This window comes from Streptococcus sp. V913, assembly GCF_054353455.1.
On record NZ_JBTHHX010000002.1, the window covers coordinates 38,177 to 61,408 of the forward strand.

Here is a 23,232-nt window from a genome sequence, read left to right on the forward strand (position 1 = left end):
ATCAAATTCAAACTGCGTCAACGTCGCCTTGCCGTATGTAGGTTACTGACTTCGTCAGTTCTATCTACAACCTCAAAGCAGTGCTTTGAGCAGCCTGCGGCTAGTTTCCTAGTTTGCTCTTTGATTTTCATTGAGTCTTGGCCTCAGGTTTCCATTTGCAATCAGAAAGGGATTTTATGTCCATTATTCAAAAACTTTGGTGGTTTTTCAAGTTAGAAAAACGCCGTTATCTAGTCGGGATTGTGGCCCTGGTCTTGGTTTCTGTCCTCAATCTCATTCCCCCCATGGTCATGGGACGGGTCATTGATGCCATTACATCGGGACAATTAACCCATCAGGACCTCCTTCTTAATCTATTTTATCTGCTGCTGGCAGCCTTTGGGATGTACTATCTGCGCTATGTTTGGCGCATGTATATCCTTGGAACTTCCTATCGTTTGGGGCAGATTATGCGGTCTCGCTTGTTTGAGCATTTTACTAAAATGTCGCCAGCCTTTTATCAAACATATCGGACAGGGGACCTGATGGCACACGCCACCAATGATATCAATGCCCTAACTCGTCTCGCAGGTGGCGGAGTCATGTCAGCAGTGGATGCCTCTATCACGGCTTTGGTGACTTTGCTGACCATGCTCTTTAGCATTTCTTGGCAGATGACTCTGGTTGCCATTCTTCCCTTGCCTTTTATGGCTTATGCGACCAGTCGTCTAGGGAGAAAGACCCACAAGGCCTTTGGCGAGTCACAAGCTGCCTTTTCCGAACTCAATAACAAGGTACAGGAGTCTGTATCAGGTATCAAGGTGACCAAGTCTTTCGGTTATCAGGCGGATGAGTTGAAGTCCTTTCAAGCGGTCAATGAATTGACCTTCCAAAAGAATCTCCAAACCATGAAATACGATAGTCTCTTTGACCCCATGGTTCTCTTGTTTGTTGGTTCGTCCTATGTTTTAACCCTCTTGGTCGGCTCTTTGATGGTTCAGAAAGGGCAAATCACGGTTGGAAATCTGGTTACCTTTATCAGCTACTTGGATATGCTAGTCTGGCCTCTTATGGCTATCGGTTTCCTCTTTAATATTACTCAGCGAGGCAAGGTATCTTACCAGCGGATTGAGGAACTTTTGTCTCAGGAATCACCTGTACAAGACCCTGAGTTTCCTCTGGACGGTATTGAAAATGGACGTTTGGAGTACGCCATTGACAGCTTTGCCTTTGAAAATGAGGAAACACTGACGGATATTCATTTTAGTTTAGAAAAAGGACAAACCCTAGGCTTAGTCGGGCAGACAGGCTCTGGGAAAACATCCTTGATTAAGCTCCTTTTGCGTGAATACGATGTGGATAAGGGAGCCATTTACCTAAATGGTCATGATATTCGAGACTATCGTCTGACAGACCTTCGCAGTCTCATGGGCTATGTTCCTCAGGACCAGTTCCTCTTTGCGACCTCTATCTTAGACAATATTCGCTTTGGAAATCCGAATTTGCCACTTTCAGCAGTCGAGGAAGCGACTAAGCTAGCCCAAGTTTACCATGATATTGTGGATATGCCTCAGGGATTTGACACGCTGATCGGTGAAAAGGGGGTCAGTCTTTCTGGTGGTCAAAAGCAGCGTCTAGCTATGAGTCGGGCGATGATTTTAGACCCTGATATTTTAATTTTAGATGATTCCTTATCGGCCGTGGATGCCAAGACAGAGTATGCGATCATCGATAATCTCAAGGAGACGCGGAAGGATAAGACAACTATCATCACAGCCCATCGTCTCAGTGCAGTCGTCCATGCAGATCTGATTTTGGTTCTGCAAAATGGCCAAATCATAGAACGCGGTACACACGAAGACCTGCTAGCTTTAGATGGCTGGTATGCCCAAACCTACCAGTCTCAGCAGTTGGAAATGAAAGGAGAAGAAGATGCAGAATAAACAAGAACAATGGGCTGTATTGAAGCGCTTGATGTCCTATCTCAAGCCCTATGGCCTCCTGACCTTTTTGGCACTCAGTTTTCTCCTGGCGACGACGGTCATTAAAAGTGTCATTCCCCTTGTAGCTTCCCACTTTATCGACCAGTATCTCAGCAATCTTAATCAACTGGCCGTGACCGTTTTGCTGGTCTACTATGGTCTTTACATCCTGCAAACTCTGGTCCAGTATGTTGGCAATCTTCTCTTTGCGAGGGTGTCCTACAGTATTGTTAGGGATATTCGTCGCGATGCCTTTGCCAATATGGAAAAACTGGGCATGTCTTATTTTGACAAGACGCCAGCAGGTTCCATCGTTTCTCGTTTGACAAATGATACCGAGACCATCAGTGATATGTTTTCGGGGATTTTATCCAGCTTTATTTCAGCAGTTTTCATCTTTCTGACAACTCTGTATACCATGTTGGTACTGGATTTTCGTTTGACAGGTTTAGTCTTGCTCTTTCTTCCCTTGATTTTCCTTTTGGTCAATCTCTATCGGAAAAAGTCAGTGAAAATCATCGAAAAAACTAGAAGTCTCTTGTCGGATATCAATAGCAAGCTAGCAGAAAGTATTGAAGGGATCAGAATTATCCAAGCCTTCAATCAAGAGAAGCGCCTGCAGGCAGAATTTGATGAAATCAACCAAGAACACTTGGTCTACGCCAACCGTTCTGTAGCCTTGGACGCCCTCTTTTTACGACCTGCCATGAGTTTACTGAAACTCCTAGGCTACGCTGTTTTGATGGCTTATTTTGGCTACCGTGGGCTTTATCTGGGAATAACAGCAGGAACCATGTATGCCTTTATCCAGTACATCAACCGTCTCTTTGATCCTCTGATTGAGGTGACGCAAAACTTTTCAACCCTTCAAACGTCCATGGTGTCTGCAGGTCGTGTTTTTGCCTTGATTGATGAGAGGACCTATGAGCCTCTTCAAGAAAATGGGCAAGCCAAAATCAAAGAGGGCAATATCCGTTTTGAACATGTGTGTTTCTCATATGACGGCAAACACCAGATTCTGGATGATATTTCCTTTTCTGTTAACAAGGGCGAAACCATTGCCTTTGTAGGTCATACAGGTTCGGGGAAATCTTCGATTATCAATGTCCTCATGCGCTTTTATGAATTTCAGTCAGGGCGAGTTCTCTTGGATGGTGTGGATATTAGGGACTACAGTCAGGAAGAGCTGAGAAAGAACATCGGTCTGGTCTTGCAGGATCCCTTCCTATATCACGGGACTATCAAGTCCAATATCGCCATGTACCAAGATCTTAGTGATGAAGAGGTCCAGGCTGCGGCTACCTTTGTCGATGCAGATCCCTTTATTCAGGAGCTTCCGCAGGGTTATGATGCACCTGTATCTGAGCGTGGCTCAAGCTTTTCTACTGGACAGCGTCAGCTTCTTGCCTTTGCCAGAACAGTTGCTAGTCAGCCTAAAATCCTGATTTTGGATGAAGCGACAGCCAATATTGACTCGGAGACAGAAAGTTTGGTTCAAGATTCCCTAGCTAAGATGAGACAGGGTCGGACGACCATTGCCATCGCTCATCGCCTTTCTACCATTCAAGACGCCAACTGCATTTATGTCTTGGATAAGGGGCGCATCATTGAGAGTGGAACCCATGAGGAACTCTTGGCCTTGGGAGGAACCTATCACAAGATGTATAGCTTGCAGGCTGGAGCCATGTCCTAATACTCTTTGAAAATCTCTTCAAACCACGTCAGCTTTATCTGCAACCTCAAAGCAGTACTTTGAGCAGCCTGTGGCTAGCCTCCTAGTTTGCGTTTTGATTTTCATTGAGTATAAGAAGGAAATTCTTTAAATTACAGATTTCTTGCACTGCCTTTTCCATTTTGTGGTATAATGAAAAATGTTGACAAATAGTATAATAAAAACAAAGGAGAAACAGCATGCTGAAATGGGAAGACTTGCCCGTGGAAATGCAATCAAGCGAGGTTGAGTCTTACTACCAGCTTGTCTCTAAAAGGAAAGGTTCGCTGATTTTCAAGCGTTGTCTGGACTGGGTTCTGGCCTTGGTTTTACTGATTTTGACTTCCCCAATCTTTCTCATCTTGAGCATTTGGATCAAGTTGGATAGCAAGGGACCTGTCATTTACAAGCAAGAGCGCGTGACCCAGTACAATCGTCCATTCAAGATTTGGAAGTTCCGTACCATGGTAACGGATGCGGATAAAAAAGGAAGTCTAGTGACTTCAGCTAACGATAGCCGTATTACCAAAGTGGGAAATTTCATTCGCCGTGTGCGCTTGGACGAACTGCCTCAGCTGGTCAATGTCCTTAAAGGCGAAATGTCCTTTGTCGGTACAAGACCTGAGGTGCCACGCTACACCGAGCAGTATAGTCCTGAAATGATGGCGACCTTGCTCTTGCCAGCCGGAATCACCTCTCCAGCTAGTATCAACTACAAGGATGAGGACACCATCATCAGTCAAATGACGGAGAAAGGTTTGTCAGTTGACCAGGCCTATGTCGAACATGTCCTCCCTGAAAAGATGCGCTATAATCTCGCCTATCTCCGAGAATTTAGTTTCCTTGGAGACATCAAAATCATGTTTCAAACCGTGTTTGAGGTACTAAAATAAAGTAGTCATGAGAAAATGAGTACAGATAAAAGGAGCAAATCAATGCCAAATTACAATATTCCATTTTCACCACCCGATATTACCGAAGCTGAAATTGCTGAAGTAGCGGACACCCTTCGTTCTGGCTGGATCACAACAGGTCCGAAGACAAAAGAACTGGAGCGCCGCTTGTCTCTTTACACACAGACACCTAAGACTGTCTGTCTCAACTCTGCGACAGCCGCTCTTGAGTTGATTTTGCGTGTGCTTGAAGTGGGACCTGGTGATGAAGTCATCGTTCCAGCTATGACTTATACAGCTTCATGTAGTGTCATCACACACGTAGGAGCAACCCCTGTCATGGTGGATATCCAAGCAGATACGTTTGAGATGGACTATGACTTGCTTGAGCAAGCCATCACTGAAAAAACCAAGGTGATCATCCCAGTAGAGCTTGCCGGGATTGTTTGCGACTATGACCGTTTGTTCCAAGTTGTTGAGAAAAAACGTGACCTCTTTACAGCTGCTAGCAAGTGGCAAAAGGCCTTTAACCGTATTGTGATTGTCTCTGATAGTGCCCATGCTTTGGGATCTACTTACAAAGGACAACCAGCTGGTTCTATCGCTGACTTCACTTCCTTCTCTTTCCATGCTGTTAAGAACTTTACAACAGCTGAGGGAGGAAGTGCGACTTGGAAAGCCAATCCAGCGATTGACGACGAAGAAATGTACAAGGAATTCCAAATCCTTTCCCTTCATGGTCAAACCAAAGATGCCCTTGCCAAGATGCAACTGGGCTCATGGGAATACGATATCGTAACCCCTGCCTACAAGTGCAACATGACAGATATCATGGCTTCCCTTGGTCTAGTACAATTGGATCGTTACCCAAGTTTGCTTGACCGTCGTAAGGAAATCGTAGACCGTTATGATCGTGGATTTGCGGGTACTCGTATTCACCCACTTGCACACAAGACTGATACTGTCGAATCTTCACGCCACCTCTACATCACCCATGTAGAAGGAGCAAGTTTAGAAGAACGTAACCTTATCATCCAAGAATTGGCCAAGGCGGGAATTGCAAGTAACGTTCACTACAAACCGCTTCCGCTCTTGACAGCCTATAAGAATCTTGGCTTTGATATGGCAGATTATCCAAGAGCCTATGCCTTTTTTGAAAATGAAATTACCCTTCCTCTTCATACAAAATTAAGCGATGAAGAAGTGGATTACATCGTTCAGACTTTGGTGAGAATCTCTGAAGAAATCCTCGGTTCTGGAAAAAAATCATAAAAAATCTTGACAAAGATAGAACAATAACATATAATATTCTCAATAAATCAGAAAAGTAACTATATTCGATCTTCAGGGAGCCTGTGGTGATTGTGAACAGGTGGTTGGAAGTAGTGAAAGTGGGCTGATTTTAAAAATGAATTTGAAACAATGAAAATTCGGTGCGCACACCTTACAGTGCAACTTGTTGTTAGACAAGGCAGAGATGTAAAGGGGAATAGTCCCTTTATAATTGAGGTGGCACCGCGTTACCAACGCCCTCACACGGATTGATTTCTGTGTGTGGGCTTTTTTCATATCTTTAAATTAATACTGAAAGAGGAAAACTTTTATGACAACTAAAGGTTATTTTGGACAATTTGGTGGTAGTTTTGTACCGGAGCCGATTCAGGCTTTGTTGGATGAGTTGGAAGTGACATTTGACAAGTACAAGGATGATCCAGAATTTTTGGCAGAATTTCGCCATTACTTGAAGGATTATTCAGGTCGCGAAACACCACTTTATTTTGCGGAAAGTTTGACAGATCACCTGGGTGGGGCTAAGATTTATCTTAAACGTGAAGACCTGAACCACCTTGGTTCTCACAAGCTTAACAACGTTTTAGGGCAAATTCTTCTTGCCAAACGTATGGGCAAGAAACGAGTGATCGCAGAAACAGGAGCTGGTCAGCACGGTGTTGCGACGGCAGCAGCTGCAGCTAAGTTTGGTATGGCCTGTGATGTCTACATGGGGGCAGAAGATGTGGAACGTCAACGTCTCAATGTCTTTCGCATGGAGATGATGGGAGCAACTGTTCACGCGGTTGAAACGGGAACTCGAACTCTCAAGGACGCGGTTGATGCAGCCTTTGGAGCATGGATGAATGATCTTGAAGCCTTCTACGTTTTGGGATCTGCTGTAGGTCCTCATCCTTATCCTACAATTGTTCATGAATTCCAAAAGGTCATCAGTGAAGAATCTCGTCGTCAAATCTTAGAAAAAGAAGGCCGTTTACCAGACTATGTCATTGCCTGTGTAGGTGGTGGTTCCAATGCTATCGGTGCTTTTTCACAGTATGTGGCTGATGAAGAAGTCAAATTGGTTGGGGTCGAAGCTGCTGGTCATGGACTTGATACAGACAAGCACGCAGCTACTATGACAAAAGGTAGTATCGGAATTGTCGACGGCATGAAGACCTATGCAGTCTTTAAGGAAGATGGAGAGCTGGCTCCAGTTTACTCTATCTCAGCTGGTTTGGACTATCCAGGGGTTGGCCCAGAACACGCCTACTTTAAAGATTCAGGCCGCGTAGAATACGTAGCAGCGACAGACGAAGAAGCTGTTCAAGCCTTGCTCCTTCTCAGCAAGACAGAAGGGATTATCCCAGCGATTGAAAGTTCGCATGCTATCGCAGAAGCGGTTAAACGTGCACCGAAACTAAGTAAAGATGACATTATCATCATCAATGTCTCTGGTCGTGGAGACAAGGATGTAGCTGCCATTGCAGACGACCTAGAAGCTAAAAAATAAGAGATGGAAAAATTATAGTTATTTCTTTCCCAGAGAGCTTGTGGTTGCTGGAAACAAGCAGAGAAAGCTGTAAGATTGGGTCCATCTGAAACGAGAGAAGAAAACATAATTCTCAAGGGAGTGCCCTTTATCGCACAGCCTGTTATAGGAAAGTTCTGAGACAGGAATAAGAGATAGGAGAAATCCTATAATTGAGGTGGCACCGCGAATTTCGTCCTCACGCAAGTTATTTTGCGTGGGGATTTTTCATACAATCGCCACGGACTAGAAGTAGAACTGAAAGGGAAATTACAATGGAACGAATCATTCATGGAGATGTTTTATCACCAATCTTGGCTTATATGCGCCTAAAGGGGCAACACAAGGTTATCTTAGAGAGTATTCCGAGAGACAAGGAAACCGCTCGTTTTTCTATCCTAGCTTATAATCCTGTTTTTGAGATTAAGTTTGAAAATGGAGTCCTTTATCAAAATGGTCAAGTGATTGATCGGGATCCTTTGGATTTCCTTTATGAAGTGACTCATAAGAGCCAGCATCATTCAGACCTACCTTTTGGTGGGGGAGCTATTGGCTTTGTTGGTTACGATATGATTTCTCTTTATGAAGAAATTGGTCAAATCCCTGAGGATACCATTGGGACGCCAGACATGCATTTCTTTGTCTATGAGAGTTATATGGTCTTTGACCATAAGAAGGAAAAAATCCATGTCATCGAAGATGCTCTTTACAGCGAGCGCAGTCAAGAAGACTTGGAAAAAGCCTTGAACCAAGTGCTTGAAGAATTACGCATTCCTGCTCCAAATGAATTTGAAGACTTGGATTTATCTCCGCTAGACTTCAAATCGCACATCGCTCCTCAGAAGTTTGAGCAAATGGTGGAAACCGCTCGTGACTTGATTCGTAATGGGGATATGTTCCAATGCGTACTCAGCCAGCGTTTCTCAGCAGAAGTTACTGGCAATCCTTTTGACTTCTATAGAAATCTCCGCGTGACCAATCCATCTAATTACCTCTATTTCTATGACTTTGGGGACTATCAAATCATCGGTGCCAGTCCAGAAAGTTTGGTTTCAGTTAAAAATGGCATCGTGACAACTAATCCGATTGCAGGTACGCGACCAAGAGGGGCTACGGATGAAGAGGACAAGGCCTTGGCGACAGACCTGCTTTCTGATGAGAAGGAAACAGCAGAACATGGAATGTTGGTAGACTTGGGGCGTAACGATATTGGTCGCATCTCTGAAACGGCAAGTGTCCAAGTTACCAAGTATATGGAAGTGGAGCTCTTCCGCTATGTCATGCATTTGACCAGCGTGGTGAAAGGACGTTTGCTTCCAGAACTCACTGCCATGGATGCCTTGAAAGCTACACTTCCAGCTGGAACAGTGTCAGGAGCTCCAAAGATTCGGGCCATGAGACGCATCTATGAACTGGAGACGGAAAAACGAGGCGTATACGCAGGAGCAATCGGCTACTTGTCTGCGACGGGTGATATGGATTTCGCCATTGCCATCCGAACTATGATTCTCAAAAATCAAACAGCCTATGTTCAGGCTGGGGCAGGGATTGTCTATGATTCTATCGCCCAAAACGAATACCAAGAAACCATTAACAAGGCTAAATCTATGACTAGAATTGGAGAACTAAGACCATGATTTTATTGATTGACAACTATGATTCCTTTACCTATAACTTGGCCCAGTATATTGGGAATTTTGCAGAAGTGAAGGTCTTGAGAAATGATGATCTCAAGCTGTATGAAGAAGCTGAAAAAGCAGATGGTCTGGTTTTTTCTCCCGGCCCTGGTTGGCCAGTTGATGCTGGAAAGATGGAAGACATGATTCGTGACTTTGCAGGTAAGAAGCCAATTCTAGGGATTTGTTTGGGTCATCAAGCTATCGCAGAAGTCTTTGGTGGGAAGCTAGGCTTGGCTCCAACAGTCATGCATGGGAAACAGAGCCATATCAGCTTTGAAGCGCCATCTGTTCTCTATCAAGGCATTGAGGATGGTCGTCCAGTCATGCGTTATCACAGTATTTTAATTGAAGAAATGCCAGAAGGCTTTGAAGTGACAGCTCGTTCGACTGATGACCAAGCTATTATGGGAATTCAACACAAAACCCTGCCGATTTATGGCTTCCAGTACCATCCAGAAAGTATCGGAACGCCAGATGGCTTGTCTTCTATTCGGAATTTTATCGAGAAGGTTGTAAAGTGAGGAAACTAGGATGAAAGAGATTATTGAAAAACTAGCAAAATTTGAAAATTTATCAGGTGTGGAAATGACGGATGTCATTGAGCGTATCGTAACTGGGCGTGTAACCGAATCTCAGATTGCTTCTCTCCTTTTAGCCCTTAAGATGAAGGGGGAAACACCTGAAGAACGCACAGCCATTGCACAAGTCATGAGAGGCCATGCCCAACACATTCCGACTGAAATTCATGATGCCATGGACAACTGCGGTACAGGTGGAGACAAGTCCTTCAGCTTTAACATTTCGACAACTGCAGCCTTTGTCTTGGCTGGTGGTGGTATTCATATGGCTAAGCACGGTAACCGTTCGATTTCTTCTAAATCAGGTTCGGCAGATGTCCTTCAAGCATTAGGCATCAATCTTGATCTCAAACCAGCTGAACTTGGTAAGGTTTTCGATAAAACTGGAATCGTCTTTCTCTTCGCTAAAAATATGCACCCAGCTATGAAGTACATCATGCCAGCTCGTTTGGAGTTAGGAATTCCAACGATTATGAACTTGACTGGTCCACTGATTCACCCAATGGCTTTGGAAACACAGTTGCTTGGCATTAGTCGTCCAGAACTGCTAGAAAGCACAGCTCAGGTTTTGAAAAACATGGGCCGCAAACGTGCCATCGTGGTTGCTGGACCAGAAGGGCTGGATGAAGCTGGCTTGAACGGAACAACCAAGATTGCTCTTCTTGAAAATGGCGAAATCACCTTGTCAAGCTTCACTCCAGAGGATTTGGGGATGAAAGGCTACGCTATCGAAGATATTCGTGGAGGGAATGCTCAGGAAAATGCAGAAATTTTGCTCAGCGTTCTTCAAAACCAACCAAGTCCATTCTTGGAAACGACAGTTTTAAATGCTGGTCTTGGTTTCTATGCCAATGGTAAGGTAGATAGTATCAAGGAAGGAGTTGCCTTGGCTCGTCAAGTGATTGCTAGTGGCAAGGCCCTTGAAAAACTCAGACTGTTACAGGAGTACCAAAAATGAGTCAGGAATTTTTAGCACGAATCTTAGAACAGAAGGCGGGTGAAGTCGAGCAAATGGAGCTGGAGGAAATCCAGCCCTTGCGCCAGACCTATCGCTTGGCAGAATTTTTGAAGAATCACCAGGACCGTTTGCAGGTAATCGCTGAAGTCAAGAAGGCTAGCCCTAGTCTGGGAGATATCAATCTAGATGTGGATATTGTGCAACAGGCCCAGACTTATGAAGCGAACGGCGCAGTGATGATTTCGGTTTTGACAGATGAAGTTTTCTTTAAAGGGCATTTAGATTATCTACGAGAGATTTCTAGTCAGGTAGAGATTCCGACGCTCAACAAGGACTTTATTATTGACGAAAAGCAAATCATCCGTGCTCGAAATGCAGGTGCTACAGTTATCTTGCTCATCGTGGCAGCCCTGTCAGAAGAATGCCTCAAGGAACTGTACGACTATGCGACAGAGCTTGGTCTGGAAGTCTTGGTGGAGACTCACAATCTAGCTGAACTAGAGGTGGCCCACAGACTTGGTGCGGAGATTATTGGGGTCAATAATCGCAACTTGACCACCTTTGAAGTCGACTTGCAGACCAGTGTAGACTTAGCCCAGCACTTTAAGGAAGGTCGCTATTACATTTCTGAATCTGCCATTTTCACAGGACAGGATGCGGAACGAGTAGCAACATACTTTAACGGAATCTTGGTGGGAACAGCTCTCATGCAGGCAGAAGATGTAGCCCAGAGAATCAAGGAGTTGCAAATTGACAAAGGTTAAAATTTGCGGATTATCTACCAAAGAAGCGGTAGAAACAACCGTATCAGCAGGGGCAGACTATATCGGTTTTGTCTTCGCACCCAGTAAAAGACAGGTGACCTTGGATCAGGCTGCTGAGCTGGCAAAGCTCATTCCTGTGAACGTTAAGAAGGTTGGCGTATTTGTTTCACCAAGTCGAGCTCAACTGCTAGAAGCAATTGACAAAGTTGGCTTGGACTTGATTCAAGTTCATGGTCAGGTAGCAGATGATTTGTTTAAGGATTTGCCTTGTGCCAGCATTCAGGCTGTGCAGGTGGATGGAAATGGTCATGTGCCTCATTCTCGGGCAGACTATCTACTCTTTGATGCGCCTGTGGCAGGGAGTGGTCAGACCTTTGACTGGGGTCAACTGGATACGACAGGACTTGCTCAGCCCTTCTTTATCGCAGGTGGGCTTAAGGAAGACAATGTAGCAAAAGCAATTCAACATTTCTCTCCCTATGCAGTAGATGTATCAAGTGGAGTGGAGACAGATGGACAGAAAGATCATGAAAAGATTAGAAGATTTATAGAGAGGGTAAAGCATGGCATATCAAGAACCAAATAAAGATGGATTTTACGGAAAATTCGGTGGACGTTTTGTCCCAGAAACTTTAATGACAGCAGTTTTGGAGTTGGAAAAAGCTTATCGTGAAAGTCAGGCAGACCCAAGTTTCCAAGAGGAATTAAACCAGCTCTTACGCCAGTATGTAGGACGTGAAACGCCTCTTTACTACGCAAAAAACTTGACCCAGCATATCGGCGGAGCCAAGATTTATCTCAAACGGGAAGATCTCAACCATACAGGGGCCCACAAGATTAACAATGCCTTGGGACAAGTTCTTCTGGCTAAACGTATGGGCAAAAATAAAATTATCGCTGAAACAGGTGCTGGTCAGCACGGTGTGGCAACTGCAACAGCTGCGGCCCTCTTTAACATGGAATGTACCATATATATGGGTGAGGAAGATGTCAAACGCCAAGCCCTTAATGTCTTCCGTATGGAGCTTTTGGGAGCCAAGGTTGAGGCTGTGACAGATGGTTCGCGCGTACTCAAGGATGCGGTTAATGCAGCCCTTCGTTCATGGGTAGCGAATATCGATGATACCCACTATATCCTTGGTTCTGCCTTGGGACCTCATCCATTCCCAGAAATTGTTCGTGACTTCCAAAGTGTGATTGGTCGAGAAGCTAAACAACAGTACCGTGACTTGACAGGTCAAGATTTACCAGATGCCCTAGTAGCCTGTGTAGGTGGTGGTTCTAATGCTATCGGACTCTTTCATCCATTTGTAGAAGATGAGTCTGTAGCTATGTATGGGGCTGAAGCAGCTGGACTTGGTGTGGATACAGAGTACCACGCAGCGACCTTGACCAAGGGACGTCCAGGTGTTCTCCATGGTTCTCTCATGGATGTGCTCCAAGATGCTCATGGTCAAATTCTTGAAGCCTTCTCTATCTCAGCAGGTTTGGACTATCCTGGTATCGGTCCGGAACATTCTCACTACCATGATATCAAACGTGCCAGCTATGTTCCTGTGACTGACGAGGAAGCTTTGGAAGGTTTCCAACTCTTGTCTCGTGTGGAAGGAATTATACCAGCCTTGGAATCAAGCCACGCCATTGCCTTTGCAGTGAAATTGGCCAAAGAACTCGGTCCAGACAAGTCGATGATTGTCTGCCTATCCGGTCGTGGGGACAAGGATGTAATTCAAGTCAAAGACCGCTTAGAAGCAGATGCAGCAAAGAAGGGAGAAGCCCATGCCTAAGACACTAACAGAAAAATTGAAGGCTATCAAAGCAGCAGGAAAAGGAATTTTCGTTCCTTATATCATGGCTGGGGACCATGAGAAAGGTTTGGATGGTCTCGGTGAAACAATCCACTTTTTAGAAGATTTGGGTATTTCAGCTATTGAAGTGGGTATTCCCTTTTCAGACCCTGTTGCAGATGGACCTGTGATTGAAGAAGCAGGCTTGCGCAGTTTAGCTCATGGGACTTCTACCCAAGCTTTGGTTGAAACCTTGAAAACCATTCAGACTGAGGTTCCACTGGTCATCATGACCTACTTCAATCCCCTCTTTCAGTACGGTGTGGAGAAATTTGTCAAAGATCTGGCAGATACAGCAGTTAAGGGCTTGATTATCCCAGACTTGCCTCATGAGCATGCCAACTTTGTAGAGCCCTTTTTGGCAGACACGGACATCGCCTTGATTCCCCTAGTTAGCTTGACAACAGGAATTGAGCGTCAGAAAGAGTTGATCAAGGGAGCTGAAGGCTTTGTCTATGCTGTTGCCATCAATGGGGTGACAGGGAAGTCAGGAAATTACCGTGCAGACTTGGACAAGCACTTGACACAATTGCATCAAGTAGCTGACATCCCAGTCTTGACAGGTTTTGGTGTATCTAGTCAGGCTGATGTAGAACGTTTCAATGCGGTGTCAGATGGCGTTATCGTCGGTTCGAAAATTGTAAAAGCCCTCCATCAAGGAGAGCCGATTCAGGAATTTATCAAACAAGCAGTAGCTTACCAAAAATAACCAAACAAGCAGCAAGTAAGAGGAAAGGCACAAAAGGAAGTCTTTCCTTTTTCTTTTTCGAAAGAAAGGCTAAAATCCCTGCCGCAGAAGCGAACTGAATCAAGATGAGTAATTCGGTCACGCTAAAGACGAGCGAACAAGAAGCCAGAAAGAGAAAATCCCCTGCGCCTATTCGGATATCGATAAAATGAGCCATGATTCCAAGGGCAAGGAAAAAGAGCATAATCAGATTCCAACCAGAGCAAGCCATGAGGATTAGGTGAAACGTCAGCCAGACCAGTAAGGGATATTCCTGATGGCGAAAGTCGTAGATGCCCAAGGTCAAACCAGCAGTGATGAGGATGACTTGCCCCAAGGAAAGAAAGCCCCAAGACCAAGCCAGAAAGAGAAATCCCAAGCTCAATTCAAAGAGGGCATACCAGAATGGATAGCGAATCTTGCAGTAGCAACAGCGAAAGCGATTGAAGACCTGAGATACAATAGGAATCAAATCTAAGGGACGCAAGCGAGTCTGACAGGAATTGCAGTGGCTAGCTGGTCGAATAATGGATTGCTCAGGAAAACGGTCAATGACCAAACCAAAGAAAGAAGCGAGAATGCTCCCGACAAGAAAAAAATAAAGATCAATCATACTTATCTATTCGTAAAAAATAGGAGAAGTAGTATAATAAAGAAACACTGATAAGATGGTGAGGTCAAGATGACAATTCGTTTTGAAGAAAATGTGAGCATAGAAAATGCTCAATTCGTATGCCAATGGTCTAACTCCCTCGGAAAATCCTTTCAAGAACAATGGATGGGACCAAAGATTCCTTTTCCACTGACCCTTCAAGCCTTGCAAGATTTGGAAGGAATCTTTTCAATCTTTGATGGACAAGAGTTTGTTGGGCTAATACAAAAAATCAGGCTAGAAGACAGAAATCTTCATATCGGGAGATTTTTTATCAACCCCCAGAAACAGGGGCAAGGATTAGGTAGCCAGGCTTTTAAGGACTTTATTCAATTAATGTTTGAAAATGAAGAAATTGCCAGTATTTCTCTAACAGTCTTTGAGTCAAATCAAGCAGCAAAGCATCTGTATCAAAAAGAAGGATTTGAAATCGTTCAAATGGTTGAAACACCTATACGAAAATACATCATGAAAAAGGGCGGATAGCAGATTGACTTTGTAGTAAAAACTCCTTTTTCGTTGTGAAGAAGGCTATGCTATTTTAAAGGTAGAAGGAATGGCTCGTATGAAAAAAACAGATATTTTTAAAGACATTGTTTGGATTATGACACATGATTCATCTACAGTAAAAGATCGCAAAGGGTGCAACCCTCAGCCTTTTCTAGAAAAGATTACAGATGATATGACTGAGCAAGAATTTCTTTATCAAGTCAGGACTTATCTTGCTAGTTTTGGGATTATTGGGCATATTTCTTTCCATGATAAAAAATCAGGTCCAAAAGGTTTTCTTTTGAGGATAAGTGAGCAGGAAATGTTTGTTGAGGAAGCAAACCAAGATACAGGTCTCCAAGTGGGGGATCGAATCCTCAGTCTGGACGGGATAAGTTTGGAGCAAGTAGCTTTGCAACACCAAAATTACTTTATTAGTCTGACTCCAGAAAGACGATACCGAGAATGGGTAGATCTGCTACTGATGGCAGAGCAAGTGACCGTCTTGCGAGATGGGCAGGAGATGTCTATTGCAGTTCGTGCTAGCCAGCAAGCTCAAAAAGCTCAGATTTTTTGGAAAAAGTTGGAGTCAGATATCCTCTATCTACGTTTAGATAATTTTATGGATGAAGAAGCGATTAACCGTTTATACCAAGAGTGTTTGCAGAAGATTGCTGAGACAGAAACTCTTATTATAGATGTCCGTTACAACAATGGGGGCACGGATTCTTTGTATTTTCCGCTCTTACATCTTGGCTTGGAGGAAGGGAAAGGCTATGACACTCTTGATTTACAGGATGATGGAATGGAAATTCTCTATACAGAAGGAAATGTCGATCGACGCTTAAAAGATTTTGAAACATGGCTTCAACAAGAAAATATCAGTCCTGATACGGTGAAACTGCTTGAAGATTTTCGTAATAATTTACTCCAAAATCGAGGGAAAGGCTATGTTCGGTATCAGGATGATCAAGACGAGCTTTTCCCAGGTGTTAAGGGTGGTCACTATCCAGAGCAGATTTTTGTTTTGTCGGATATTTATTGTGCATCATCAGGAGATAATTTTGTCAAGATGATGAAGGATTTTAAGAAAGTGACAGTTATCGGCCGTCCAACGCTTGGTATTTTAGACTACTCAAATTGTTGCAAGGTAGATTATGATGATTACTTTTTGATGTTCCCAACTTCTCGCTGGTTGGCTATAGATAAAGGCAAAGGGATGACGGACAAAGGTGTTCTTCCTGATATAGAAATCCCTTGGACTCCTGCACATTTTGAACGAGATGTAGATCTAGATAAATGTCTGAAGTTGATTGAGATGAAGAGGAAACATTAGATTGTTTAAATAAAAGACTTAGTTCTGTATGAAATAGAGCTAAGTCTTTTGCTTTCGATCTGCTTGTAATTGAGTAAAATGATTGTATCACTGAGGGGCAAAAGAATTTTTTTACACATAAAATATATCTTGAGCATCCGTTGATGGAATAAAAGTAGGGAGGACACAAAAAAAGCCTTGAAACCAAGGCTTTTCCTGTTGTTTTTAGATGCCCCCTGCATGGATTTGTAAGAACTTTTCATATTGAAAATAAACAAAAATGTTGAAATATAGCTGATTTTAGGGAAATACTTTTAGGTGTTTTCAATGTCAGGATTTAAAAATGGGGCAAAAGTGGGGCAAAAACGAATGACTCGTATTTTGTTTGAAAACCTATAATACCTAATGATTATGCTATTCTAGATATATAGTTTTGTTATAAATAAATGTCAGTGCGAGATCAAATTGGAGGATAAAATGGAAAAACAAATTAATGAAAAAAAGCCTTGGTTCCCAAGGCTTTTTAATGTTATAAACTCATTAAAATAATCCCCAGTTAGATTTGGAATATTTTTTATTCTGTGTCATATAAAAATAAATAAAATGAATGGCTATAGCTAGAGCTAAAATGGTTGTTATACTCACTACTATTATAGGATTAGAAGCAAAGATTAAAGAGAGAATCAAGGCAGCCAGATAGAGTGTCGCTTGGACACAGTAGTAACTTTTCGAATAGCGAAGATAGTGTTTGTTATAGGGCCCATTTACTAGGACAGCAGCTTGAAAGAGGCCAAATCCGATATAAGAGAAGCTGGTTGCAAAGAGAAGATTAGCTTCAGGATTCAGAAGAAAACTCATCGAAACGGTCATCATAATAAGTCCAATGAAAATAGGATAGTGACTGTAAATTAGAAATAGTCCCTTTTGATTAGATTTTTCATCAATAGCATGGTCGAATTGACCAAAATAAAACAAGAACAGAGAAAGCATAATAATGAAATAAAGAACTGAATAAATCGAGAAATTCTCGATTGTAAAGAAGTTAGCTAGCTCCATAATCATCTCTCCAAACGTAATAATGACAAGAAGGGAGATGCGCTCGATTAAATGGGGGAGATTTACCTGGTAATGCTTATCTTTACTAAGCAAGATAATTGGCATAATAAATGTTAGCAGAATACTAGCAAATAAGACAGAGACTGCAACGTAAATAGGAAGAAGAGCTGCTAGATAGACTCCTAAACTTCCTAGACCTGTTATCCATAGAAAACCTTTGATACTTTCCCGTTCAACATTATCGGTTGATTTTCTAAAAAATTCAACCAAATATTGAAAAAATAAGGTAAAGGTTAATGTACCAACAGCCCAACAAAGATAATGAAAATATTGTTGCCAATCAGGTCCAATCATATTGGCTATAAAGAGTAAAAGTCCCATTTTGATAAACATGATTACCATGTTAAATAAAGAGTTCTTTCCATAGCGATTGGTATAAACGGTTTGAATCATCCATGAATCAGTGAGAACCAAAACAGCCATGAAAAAATCAAGGAAAGAATTCCAAGTCAAAATACCGTTATGAAGATGCTCAATTAAAGTAGTTGCTTTTGAAATTGCAAAAACAAAAACTAGGTCATAAAAAAGTTCTGAAAATTCTACACGTTTATGTTTAATAAGAGTTGTCATCTTAAGTCCTTTCTATTCTAGAAGTACAATTTATTATAACAGAAAATGGTAATGAGAGAAAAGGAAATGCTTAAATAACTTCATGTGACGCGAATTGTCAAAACCTTGGAGCACATTTACCTCATGTACCAACTCACAGGCAGAGTGTTTGATGATTGATAATGAAGAATAAGATTTTACAATAGAAAAGCGAGGATATCCTCGCTTTTTTTATTTAATCTAATAGCTCCTTATTTTCAATTAAGAGCTCTAGTGGAGATTTATCTCTTGCTTCAATAAAACCAGGTTCATATTGGGTATGAAGTGTTCTTTTCTGAGAAGTTGGATCAATATACAACTCTTTTCCATCTTCTGTGTATAGTTGGTTGCCTCTTGTTAGGTAAAGTAAATCCTCTAAGTACTGTCCATCAGTATGTAGGAAATGCTCGATGTATTTGACAGCTTTTAAGATTTCACTTACTTTATCGGAGTATTCATTAGATTCAAGAACACTCTTTTCTAACTCAATCTCTTTACTCGTTCCAAAGAGTTGGGTTGGAGTTGCATTAAAATATTCTGCTATCTTATCCAAATTTGCAAAGGTAGGATAGCTTTTTTGTTTTTCGTAATCAGAGATGGACTGTTTACCGATTCCTAAATCTTCAGCTAGTTGAGTTTGGCTTACTCCTTTTTCTATGCGTAGTCGTGCCAAATTGGGTCCAAAATTTTGAATAATAAAGGTCATGGGAAACTCCTATTTTTATTTTTAACTTATTTTATCACCTATAAACTTACAAATCAAGTTTTTAGTTGACTAATTAAAATATTTTTTATAAAATATATTTATAACTTATAAATAAGTTATAAATAATACAAAATAGCTCGTAAGTTTAGGATTGGTGAGTGGGGAGGAAGTTGAGGACGAGACTATGACTTATGACTATTCGAAGCCTTGGAGCTAGAAATTGTGTGACAAGGACAAGGGACGAGCCTGACGGGAAGTCAGGCGAAGTCCTGCAGACTGCCGTCCAGACAATTTCTAGCCAAGCAAAAGCTGGCTATTCTAACAGCCAGCAAAAAGGTACACTTAGGGCAACGCCCAAAGAACGACGGAACGAGCAAACGTTGATTTGACGGTGTTTCTGAGGACTAAAAAATCTAAAAGAAGGGGGGACGATTTTGTTGGTTTCTATACAAGATTTAAGAAGCATTCAAGAACGATGTGATGTAGGAGAATTAGTACAGCGGTTCGATGTCAGTATTGATAGATTAACGGTTATCTGGGATACAGACACTGGTTCCCTAAGACGAATTTTCAAAAATCTGAAACAGGCAATAAGCGCAAAAGTTGACTCATTTGAAATACATGATAACGTACGAGATGATGTCTTTACTTTAGCTAAAGATTTTAATGAGTATGATTCAATCAATATTATATTCTTCCAATTAGCCATTTATGGAAATGAACAATTGATTCGAATTGATTTCAATCCTAATACTTTAAAAGAATTTGATGGAATGAAAGTATGGAGGCAATTAATGTACTTTGCTAGATTGAATTCATTGACGGTACGTTTGTCACGTTTTGATTTGGCATTTGACATTTTCAACAATCCTGAAATCGTTAATTTGCAACATATTAAAGGTGGTGTTACCCATAAGGTCTTCTATGGTAGAGGGGGCGAATTAGAGACGAAATATTGGGGTTCTAGCGGTAGTAATGTACAAGTTAGGTTATATGATAAGAATAAAGAAATCATTGCTCACAAGCGCGAAGAGAAGCTAGATTTGGCTGTAAATCCGTTTTGGTGGAGACTGGAGTTCCAACTCAGGACCAAAGCGATTGGTGAGGAGATGGTCCAAGATATTATGAATCGACTTGATAATTTCGGATTTTATAAGCTAGAACATATTCGAGTGGATCAAAGAGCATTTACAATTATCTTTCTCAACAATCCTGAACTGTTATCATTGGCTTTTCCAAATTTAAAATCAGACAGTATCAAAAAGAAAAAAACAAGAGTCCGCAAACTATTGAGAGAAGAAACGAACCAATTTGCGGAAGAATTAAAAGAAGTATTAATACAGAATCTCCCTAAATTAAATTCAGAATTACAACTACTTGTAGGTGAGTTTCTGAATTTAGAAAAAAAATAAGGAGGATAACTATGGACAATAATTTAATTAGTAACAAAGAATTAATTGAAATGGGCTATCGCCCTCATACAGCGAATGATATCATTCATCAGGCAAGAGAATTACTTGTATCACGAGGTTATACATTTTATAATCGCAAACGTTTGATGGTTGTTCCAAAAAGTGTTGTAAATGAGATTCTAGGAACAGAGGTGGCGTAATATGGCGAGTGTTCGTTATCGAAAGCGAGGAGATAGTAATTTATGGACCTATGAAATTCGTAGCGAAGGAAAAACTGTTGCTCATAATAGCGGTTTTAAAACAAAAAAACTTGCAGAGTCAGAAGCTGAACCGATTCTGCAAGAACTTCGTTTAGGGAAAAGAATTTCTAGAGATATTTCTCTTATCGATCTATATCAAGAATGGCTTGAACTAAAAATTCTACCGAGTAGTAGGTCGGAAGAGACAAAGAAAAAATATCTTCTCCGTAAAAACACAATTGAAAGATTATTTGGAAATAAAAAAGTCACTCAAATTCGTGCGAGTGAATACCAAAGAATAATGAATAAGTATGGGCAAACAGTTGGTAGAAATTTTCTTGGTAGATTGAATACTGGGATTCATCAGAGCATCCAAATGGCAATTGCCGACAAAGTTCTAATAGATGATTTTACACAACATGTCGAGTTATTTTCATCCAAAGAACAACAGATGACAGAAGAGAAATATTTACATACAGAAAAGGACTATCTGGATTTACTTTTAGCAGTAAAGAGAAAATTTGATTACCAACATTCAATTGTTCCTTATATCGTCTATTTTCTATTAAAAACAGGTATGAGGTTTGGAGAGTTAATAGCGTTAACTTGGAATGAAGTTGACTTTGACAGAGGACTGCTAAAAACATATAGGAGGTTTAATACCCTTACTCATAAATTTGTCCCTCCAAAAAACAAAACGTCTATTCGGGTGGTACCGATAGACGAAGAATGTATCAAGATATTACAAGTCCTAAAAATTGAACAAGAGAAGGCTAATAAAGAGCTAGGAATCAAGAATAGGTATAAAATGATTTTTCAGCATTATGGATATATTCACTTGGTACCAGACATTGCAAGTGTCAATAAAGCTTTGAGTGTTCTTTTAAATGAATTAGATATTTATCCAATTATCACGACAAAAGGAGCACGTCATACCTATGGAAGCTACCTCTGGCACAAAGGATTTGACCTTGGAGTTATTGCAAAAATTCTAGGGCATAGAGATATTTCAATGTTAGTAGAAGTATATGGACACACTTTAGAAGAGAAAATTTTTGAGGAATTTAATCAAATTAGAGATGTCTGGAAAGATTGCTCATAAAAAAATGTGGGGCAAATGATGGGGCAAATCAGTTATAGACAAACAAAAAAGCCTTGATTTCAAGGCTTTTTCCTGTTGATTTAGATGCCCCCTGCAGGGCTCGAACCTGCGACCCATAGATTAAGAGTCTACTGCTCTACCAACTGAGCTAAGAAGGCAAATAAAAAGCTGTATTGGTGCCGAAACTTCACGGTTTGTATTGAACCCGCGCAATTAAGCAGGTGGGCAACTCGCTCTAACTGAAGCTGTTTCCGTGTGAGACGGCTTACATGCTGTTAGAAGACTTTTGTTTCCCTAATAATACAAAAAATAGTCGGTCAACACTTAAGTGTGAAGTCGTACACCACAGCGTTTCTATGTTTATATGATACCACTTTTTCAAAAAAAATCAAGAGGAAAATGCAATTATCTGAAAAGGATTTCACAAATTTCGTAATTTATCAATGGTTTCCTTACGTTGCGCCAAGGCTCGTTCGTATTTGCCGGTATCTTTTGGAGTAAAATAGTGGTGATTTTGGATTTTTTCTGGCAGATAGTCTTGCTTGACCCAATTTCCAGGATAGTTGTGTGGATAGAGATAGTTTTGAGCATTCCCTAGTTCCTTGCTGCCACTGTAGTGACCATCACGCAGGTGCCGAGGGATAGGCAAATGCCCCGATGTTTTGAGATCAGCAAGGGCCTTGTCCATAGCCACATAGGCTGAGTTGGACTTGGGTGAAAGAGCCAGATCAATCACAACATTAGCAATGAGGATGCGAGCTTCTGGGAAACCAATCCTTTGTGCAGCATCTAGAGCAGTTACAGTATGGATCTGCGCTTCAGGATTGGCCAAGCCGATATCTTCATAAGCAATCACAGTCAAGCGACGAGCGAGGCTAGGAAGATCCCCAGCTTCAATCAAGCGGGCTGCGTAGTGGAGACTGGCATCCACATCTGAGCCGCGGATGGACTTTTGCAGGGCTGAGAGAACATCATAATGACCGTCCCCATCCTTGTCCATAGTAATATAGCTGCGCTGTAGGCTATTTTCCATGATATCTAGAGTGATATGACGGACGCCCTTGTCATTCTCAGGGGTAGAGAGAACAGCCAAATCTAGTGAATTAAAGGCAGAACGGAGGTCACCATTAGTAGAGGTTGTGATAAAATCCAGAGCGTCCTCATCTAGCTCAACTGGAAAGTCAAAACCCCGTTCAGGGTCAGATATAGCGATTTGAATGGCTTCTTTAACATCTTGATTGGACAAGGGTTCTAATTCAAAAATCTGAACACGGCTACGAATGGCAGGAGTGACAGAAAAGAAAGGATTTTCAGTCGTTGCTCCAATCATGATAACCAGACCACTTTCCAAGAGTGGCAGAAGGAAGTCTTGCTTGGTTTTATCTAGTCGGTGAATCTCGTCCAGTAACAGGACCAATCCTCCAGAAAATTTAGCCTCTTCCGCGATTTCTTGGAGTCGCTTTTTACTATCCACTGTCGCGTTAAAGGTCCGAAAGGCATACTTGGTCGTTCCAGCGATGGCAGAGGCGATACTGGTCTTGCCGATTCCTGGAGGTCCGTAGAGAATCATGGAGGACAGACGATTGGCTTCCACCATGCGACGGATAATTTTTCCAGGTCCGATCAGATGCTCCTGACCGATGACCTGGTCGATGGTTTTTGGGCGCATGCGAAGCGCGAGATTGTCTGGCATAG

21 protein-coding genes, 1 tRNA gene, 1 pseudogene and 2 other annotated features are annotated in these 23,232 nt (G+C 41.9%); of the genes and pseudogenes, 18 read left to right on the forward strand and 5 right to left on the reverse strand.

Annotated elements, in window-relative coordinates; translation table 11 throughout:
- Window positions 1–176: 176 nt before the first annotated feature.
- The 12 genes from ACXYSL_RS04115 (at window position 177) to trpA (ending at window position 13,900) form a co-directional block, all read left to right on the forward strand.
- Window positions 177–1,922, forward strand: coding sequence for an ABC transporter ATP-binding protein (locus tag ACXYSL_RS04115; RefSeq protein ID WP_458624033.1), 1,746 nt, complete (start codon window positions 177–179; stop codon window positions 1,920–1,922).
- Window positions 1,912–3,654: an ABC transporter ATP-binding protein gene (locus ACXYSL_RS04120; RefSeq protein ID WP_458624034.1), complete on the forward strand. Its 1,743-nt coding sequence runs from the start codon at window positions 1,912–1,914 to the stop codon at window positions 3,652–3,654. The genes ACXYSL_RS04115 and ACXYSL_RS04120 overlap by 11 nt, the downstream gene beginning before the upstream one ends.
- 218 nt (window positions 3,655–3,872) lie before the next feature.
- Window positions 3,873–4,565, forward strand: a complete 693-nt coding sequence (locus ACXYSL_RS04125; protein WP_000922227.1) for a sugar transferase — start codon at window positions 3,873–3,875, stop codon at window positions 4,563–4,565.
- 42 nt (window positions 4,566–4,607) lie between these two features.
- On the forward strand, window positions 4,608–5,837 hold the full coding sequence (locus ACXYSL_RS04130; protein WP_458624035.1) for a DegT/DnrJ/EryC1/StrS family aminotransferase: 1,230 nt from the start codon (window positions 4,608–4,610) through the stop codon (window positions 5,835–5,837).
- Window positions 5,838–5,870: 33 nt separating this feature from the next.
- Window positions 5,871–6,102, forward strand: a binding site (T-box leader).
- A 66-nt stretch (window positions 6,103–6,168) separates the two neighbouring features.
- Window positions 6,169–7,347 (forward strand): tryptophan synthase subunit beta, encoded by a 1,179-nt coding sequence (gene trpB / locus ACXYSL_RS04135; protein WP_458624036.1) that lies wholly within the window; start codon window positions 6,169–6,171, stop codon window positions 7,345–7,347.
- Window positions 7,344–7,569, forward strand: a binding site (T-box leader). (Overlaps the previous gene by 4 nt.)
- A gap of 71 nt (window positions 7,570–7,640) precedes the next feature.
- Window positions 7,641–9,002, forward strand: a complete 1,362-nt coding sequence (gene trpE, locus ACXYSL_RS04140) for an anthranilate synthase component I (protein ID WP_458624037.1) — start codon at window positions 7,641–7,643, stop codon at window positions 9,000–9,002.
- Complete coding sequence (locus ACXYSL_RS04145; protein WP_458624038.1) at window positions 8,999–9,565, forward strand: aminodeoxychorismate/anthranilate synthase component II; 567 nt, start codon at window positions 8,999–9,001, stop codon at window positions 9,563–9,565. The genes trpE and ACXYSL_RS04145 overlap by 4 nt, the downstream gene beginning before the upstream one ends.
- Window positions 9,566–9,575: 10 nt before the next feature.
- Complete coding sequence (gene trpD, locus ACXYSL_RS04150) at window positions 9,576–10,580, forward strand: anthranilate phosphoribosyltransferase (RefSeq protein ID WP_458624039.1); 1,005 nt, start codon at window positions 9,576–9,578, stop codon at window positions 10,578–10,580.
- On the forward strand, window positions 10,577–11,344 hold the full coding sequence (gene trpC / locus ACXYSL_RS04155) for an indole-3-glycerol phosphate synthase TrpC (protein ID WP_458624040.1): 768 nt from the start codon (window positions 10,577–10,579) through the stop codon (window positions 11,342–11,344). Before trpD ends, trpC begins: the two co-directional genes overlap by 4 nt.
- Entirely contained in the window at window positions 11,331–11,930 is a 600-nt protein-coding gene (locus ACXYSL_RS04160; RefSeq protein WP_458624041.1) for a phosphoribosylanthranilate isomerase, read from the forward strand. The genes trpC and ACXYSL_RS04160 overlap by 14 nt, the downstream gene beginning before the upstream one ends.
- Window positions 11,908–13,131, forward strand: coding sequence for a tryptophan synthase subunit beta (gene trpB / locus ACXYSL_RS04165; RefSeq protein WP_458624042.1), 1,224 nt, complete (start codon window positions 11,908–11,910; stop codon window positions 13,129–13,131). Before ACXYSL_RS04160 ends, trpB (ACXYSL_RS04165) begins: the two co-directional genes overlap by 23 nt.
- On the forward strand, window positions 13,124–13,900 hold the full coding sequence (gene trpA / locus ACXYSL_RS04170; protein ID WP_247946243.1) for a tryptophan synthase subunit alpha: 777 nt from the start codon (window positions 13,124–13,126) through the stop codon (window positions 13,898–13,900). Before trpB (ACXYSL_RS04165) ends, trpA begins: the two co-directional genes overlap by 8 nt.
- Here the strand turns inward: trpA and ACXYSL_RS04175 are convergent.
- On the reverse strand, window positions 13,872–14,531 hold the full coding sequence (locus tag ACXYSL_RS04175; protein WP_458624043.1) for a prepilin peptidase: 660 nt from the start codon (window positions 14,529–14,531) through the stop codon (window positions 13,872–13,874). The genes trpA and ACXYSL_RS04175 overlap by 29 nt on opposite strands.
- A 69-nt stretch (window positions 14,532–14,600) precedes the next feature.
- On the opposite strand from ACXYSL_RS04175, the gene ACXYSL_RS04180 reads away from it, so the two are divergent.
- Window positions 14,601–15,056 (forward strand): GNAT family N-acetyltransferase, encoded by a 456-nt coding sequence (locus ACXYSL_RS04180; RefSeq protein WP_458624044.1) that lies wholly within the window; start codon window positions 14,601–14,603, stop codon window positions 15,054–15,056.
- A 79-nt stretch (window positions 15,057–15,135) separates the two neighbouring features.
- Complete coding sequence (locus ACXYSL_RS04185) at window positions 15,136–16,395, forward strand: S41 family peptidase (protein ID WP_458624249.1); 1,260 nt, start codon at window positions 15,136–15,138, stop codon at window positions 16,393–16,395.
- Window positions 16,396–16,914: 519 nt separating this feature from the next.
- On the opposite strand, the gene ACXYSL_RS04190 is transcribed toward ACXYSL_RS04185, so the two are convergent.
- Both ACXYSL_RS04190 and ACXYSL_RS04195 read right to left on the reverse strand, forming a co-directional pair.
- Window positions 16,915–18,060: a low temperature requirement protein A gene (locus ACXYSL_RS04190; RefSeq protein WP_458624045.1), complete on the reverse strand. Its 1,146-nt coding sequence runs from the start codon at window positions 18,058–18,060 to the stop codon at window positions 16,915–16,917.
- 214 nt (window positions 18,061–18,274) lie between these two features.
- Complete coding sequence (locus ACXYSL_RS04195) at window positions 18,275–18,784, reverse strand: helix-turn-helix domain-containing protein (protein ID WP_005591592.1); 510 nt, start codon at window positions 18,782–18,784, stop codon at window positions 18,275–18,277.
- A 207-nt stretch (window positions 18,785–18,991) separates the two neighbouring features.
- Here ACXYSL_RS04195 and ACXYSL_RS04200 point away from each other — a divergent pair.
- The 4 genes and pseudogenes from ACXYSL_RS04200 (at window position 18,992) to ACXYSL_RS04215 (ending at window position 21,537) form a co-directional block, all read left to right on the forward strand.
- Window positions 18,992–19,173: pseudogene (locus tag ACXYSL_RS04200) on the forward strand (hypothetical protein).
- A 45-nt stretch (window positions 19,174–19,218) separates the two neighbouring features.
- Window positions 19,219–20,196, forward strand: a complete 978-nt coding sequence (locus ACXYSL_RS04205; protein WP_458624046.1) for a replication initiation protein — start codon at window positions 19,219–19,221, stop codon at window positions 20,194–20,196.
- 11 nt (window positions 20,197–20,207) lie between these two features.
- Complete coding sequence (locus ACXYSL_RS04210) at window positions 20,208–20,396, forward strand: DUF3173 domain-containing protein (RefSeq protein WP_000369785.1); 189 nt, start codon at window positions 20,208–20,210, stop codon at window positions 20,394–20,396.
- Between the two features lies 1 nt (window position 20,397).
- Window positions 20,398–21,537, forward strand: a complete 1,140-nt coding sequence (locus ACXYSL_RS04215; protein ID WP_458624047.1) for a tyrosine-type recombinase/integrase — start codon at window positions 20,398–20,400, stop codon at window positions 21,535–21,537.
- 85 nt (window positions 21,538–21,622) lie between these two features.
- Here ACXYSL_RS04215 and ACXYSL_RS04220 read toward each other — a convergent pair.
- Both ACXYSL_RS04220 and ACXYSL_RS04225 read right to left on the reverse strand, forming a co-directional pair.
- Window positions 21,623–21,695 (reverse strand) — tRNA-Lys (locus tag ACXYSL_RS04220).
- A 263-nt stretch (window positions 21,696–21,958) separates the two neighbouring features.
- Window positions 21,959–23,230 (reverse strand): replication-associated recombination protein A, encoded by a 1,272-nt coding sequence (locus ACXYSL_RS04225; RefSeq protein ID WP_458624250.1) that lies wholly within the window; start codon window positions 23,228–23,230, stop codon window positions 21,959–21,961.
- Window positions 23,231–23,232 lie beyond the last annotated feature (2 nt).

What these genes read in the sequence shown, in the direction of transcription:
- trpE (WP_458624037.1), top strand. Translation starts at nt 7,641, where the DNA reads ATGGAACGAATCATTCATGGAGATGTTTTATCACCAATCTTGGCTTAT.
- ACXYSL_RS04120 (WP_458624034.1), top strand. Translation starts at nt 1,912, where the DNA reads ATGCAGAATAAACAAGAACAATGGGCTGTATTGAAGCGCTTGATGTCC.
- trpD (WP_458624039.1), top strand. Translation starts at nt 9,576, where the DNA reads ATGAAAGAGATTATTGAAAAACTAGCAAAATTTGAAAATTTATCAGGT.
- trpB (WP_458624042.1), top strand. Translation starts at nt 11,908, where the DNA reads ATGGCATATCAAGAACCAAATAAAGATGGATTTTACGGAAAATTCGGT.
- ACXYSL_RS04190 (WP_458624045.1), bottom strand. Translation starts at nt 18,060, where the DNA reads ATGACAACTCTTATTAAACATAAACGTGTAGAATTTTCAGAACTTTTT.
- ACXYSL_RS04185 (WP_458624249.1), top strand. Translation starts at nt 15,136, where the DNA reads ATGAAAAAAACAGATATTTTTAAAGACATTGTTTGGATTATGACACAT.
- trpB (WP_458624036.1), top strand. Translation starts at nt 6,169, where the DNA reads ATGACAACTAAAGGTTATTTTGGACAATTTGGTGGTAGTTTTGTACCG.
- trpA (WP_247946243.1), top strand. Translation starts at nt 13,124, where the DNA reads ATGCCTAAGACACTAACAGAAAAATTGAAGGCTATCAAAGCAGCAGGA.
- ACXYSL_RS04210 (WP_000369785.1), top strand. Translation starts at nt 20,208, where the DNA reads ATGGACAATAATTTAATTAGTAACAAAGAATTAATTGAAATGGGCTAT.
- ACXYSL_RS04130 (WP_458624035.1), top strand. Translation starts at nt 4,608, where the DNA reads ATGCCAAATTACAATATTCCATTTTCACCACCCGATATTACCGAAGCT.
- ACXYSL_RS04125 (WP_000922227.1), top strand. Translation starts at nt 3,873, where the DNA reads ATGCTGAAATGGGAAGACTTGCCCGTGGAAATGCAATCAAGCGAGGTT.
- ACXYSL_RS04175 (WP_458624043.1), bottom strand. Translation starts at nt 14,531, where the DNA reads ATGATTGATCTTTATTTTTTTCTTGTCGGGAGCATTCTCGCTTCTTTC.
- ACXYSL_RS04115 (WP_458624033.1), top strand. Translation starts at nt 177, where the DNA reads ATGTCCATTATTCAAAAACTTTGGTGGTTTTTCAAGTTAGAAAAACGC.
- trpC (WP_458624040.1), top strand. Translation starts at nt 10,577, where the DNA reads ATGAGTCAGGAATTTTTAGCACGAATCTTAGAACAGAAGGCGGGTGAA.
- ACXYSL_RS04225 (WP_458624250.1), bottom strand. Translation starts at nt 23,230, where the DNA reads ATGCCAGACAATCTCGCGCTTCGCATGCGCCCAAAAACCATCGACCAG.
- ACXYSL_RS04145 (WP_458624038.1), top strand. Translation starts at nt 8,999, where the DNA reads ATGATTTTATTGATTGACAACTATGATTCCTTTACCTATAACTTGGCC.
- ACXYSL_RS04180 (WP_458624044.1), top strand. Translation starts at nt 14,601, where the DNA reads ATGACAATTCGTTTTGAAGAAAATGTGAGCATAGAAAATGCTCAATTC.
- ACXYSL_RS04215 (WP_458624047.1), top strand. Translation starts at nt 20,398, where the DNA reads ATGGCGAGTGTTCGTTATCGAAAGCGAGGAGATAGTAATTTATGGACC.
- ACXYSL_RS04195 (WP_005591592.1), bottom strand. Translation starts at nt 18,784, where the DNA reads ATGACCTTTATTATTCAAAATTTTGGACCCAATTTGGCACGACTACGC.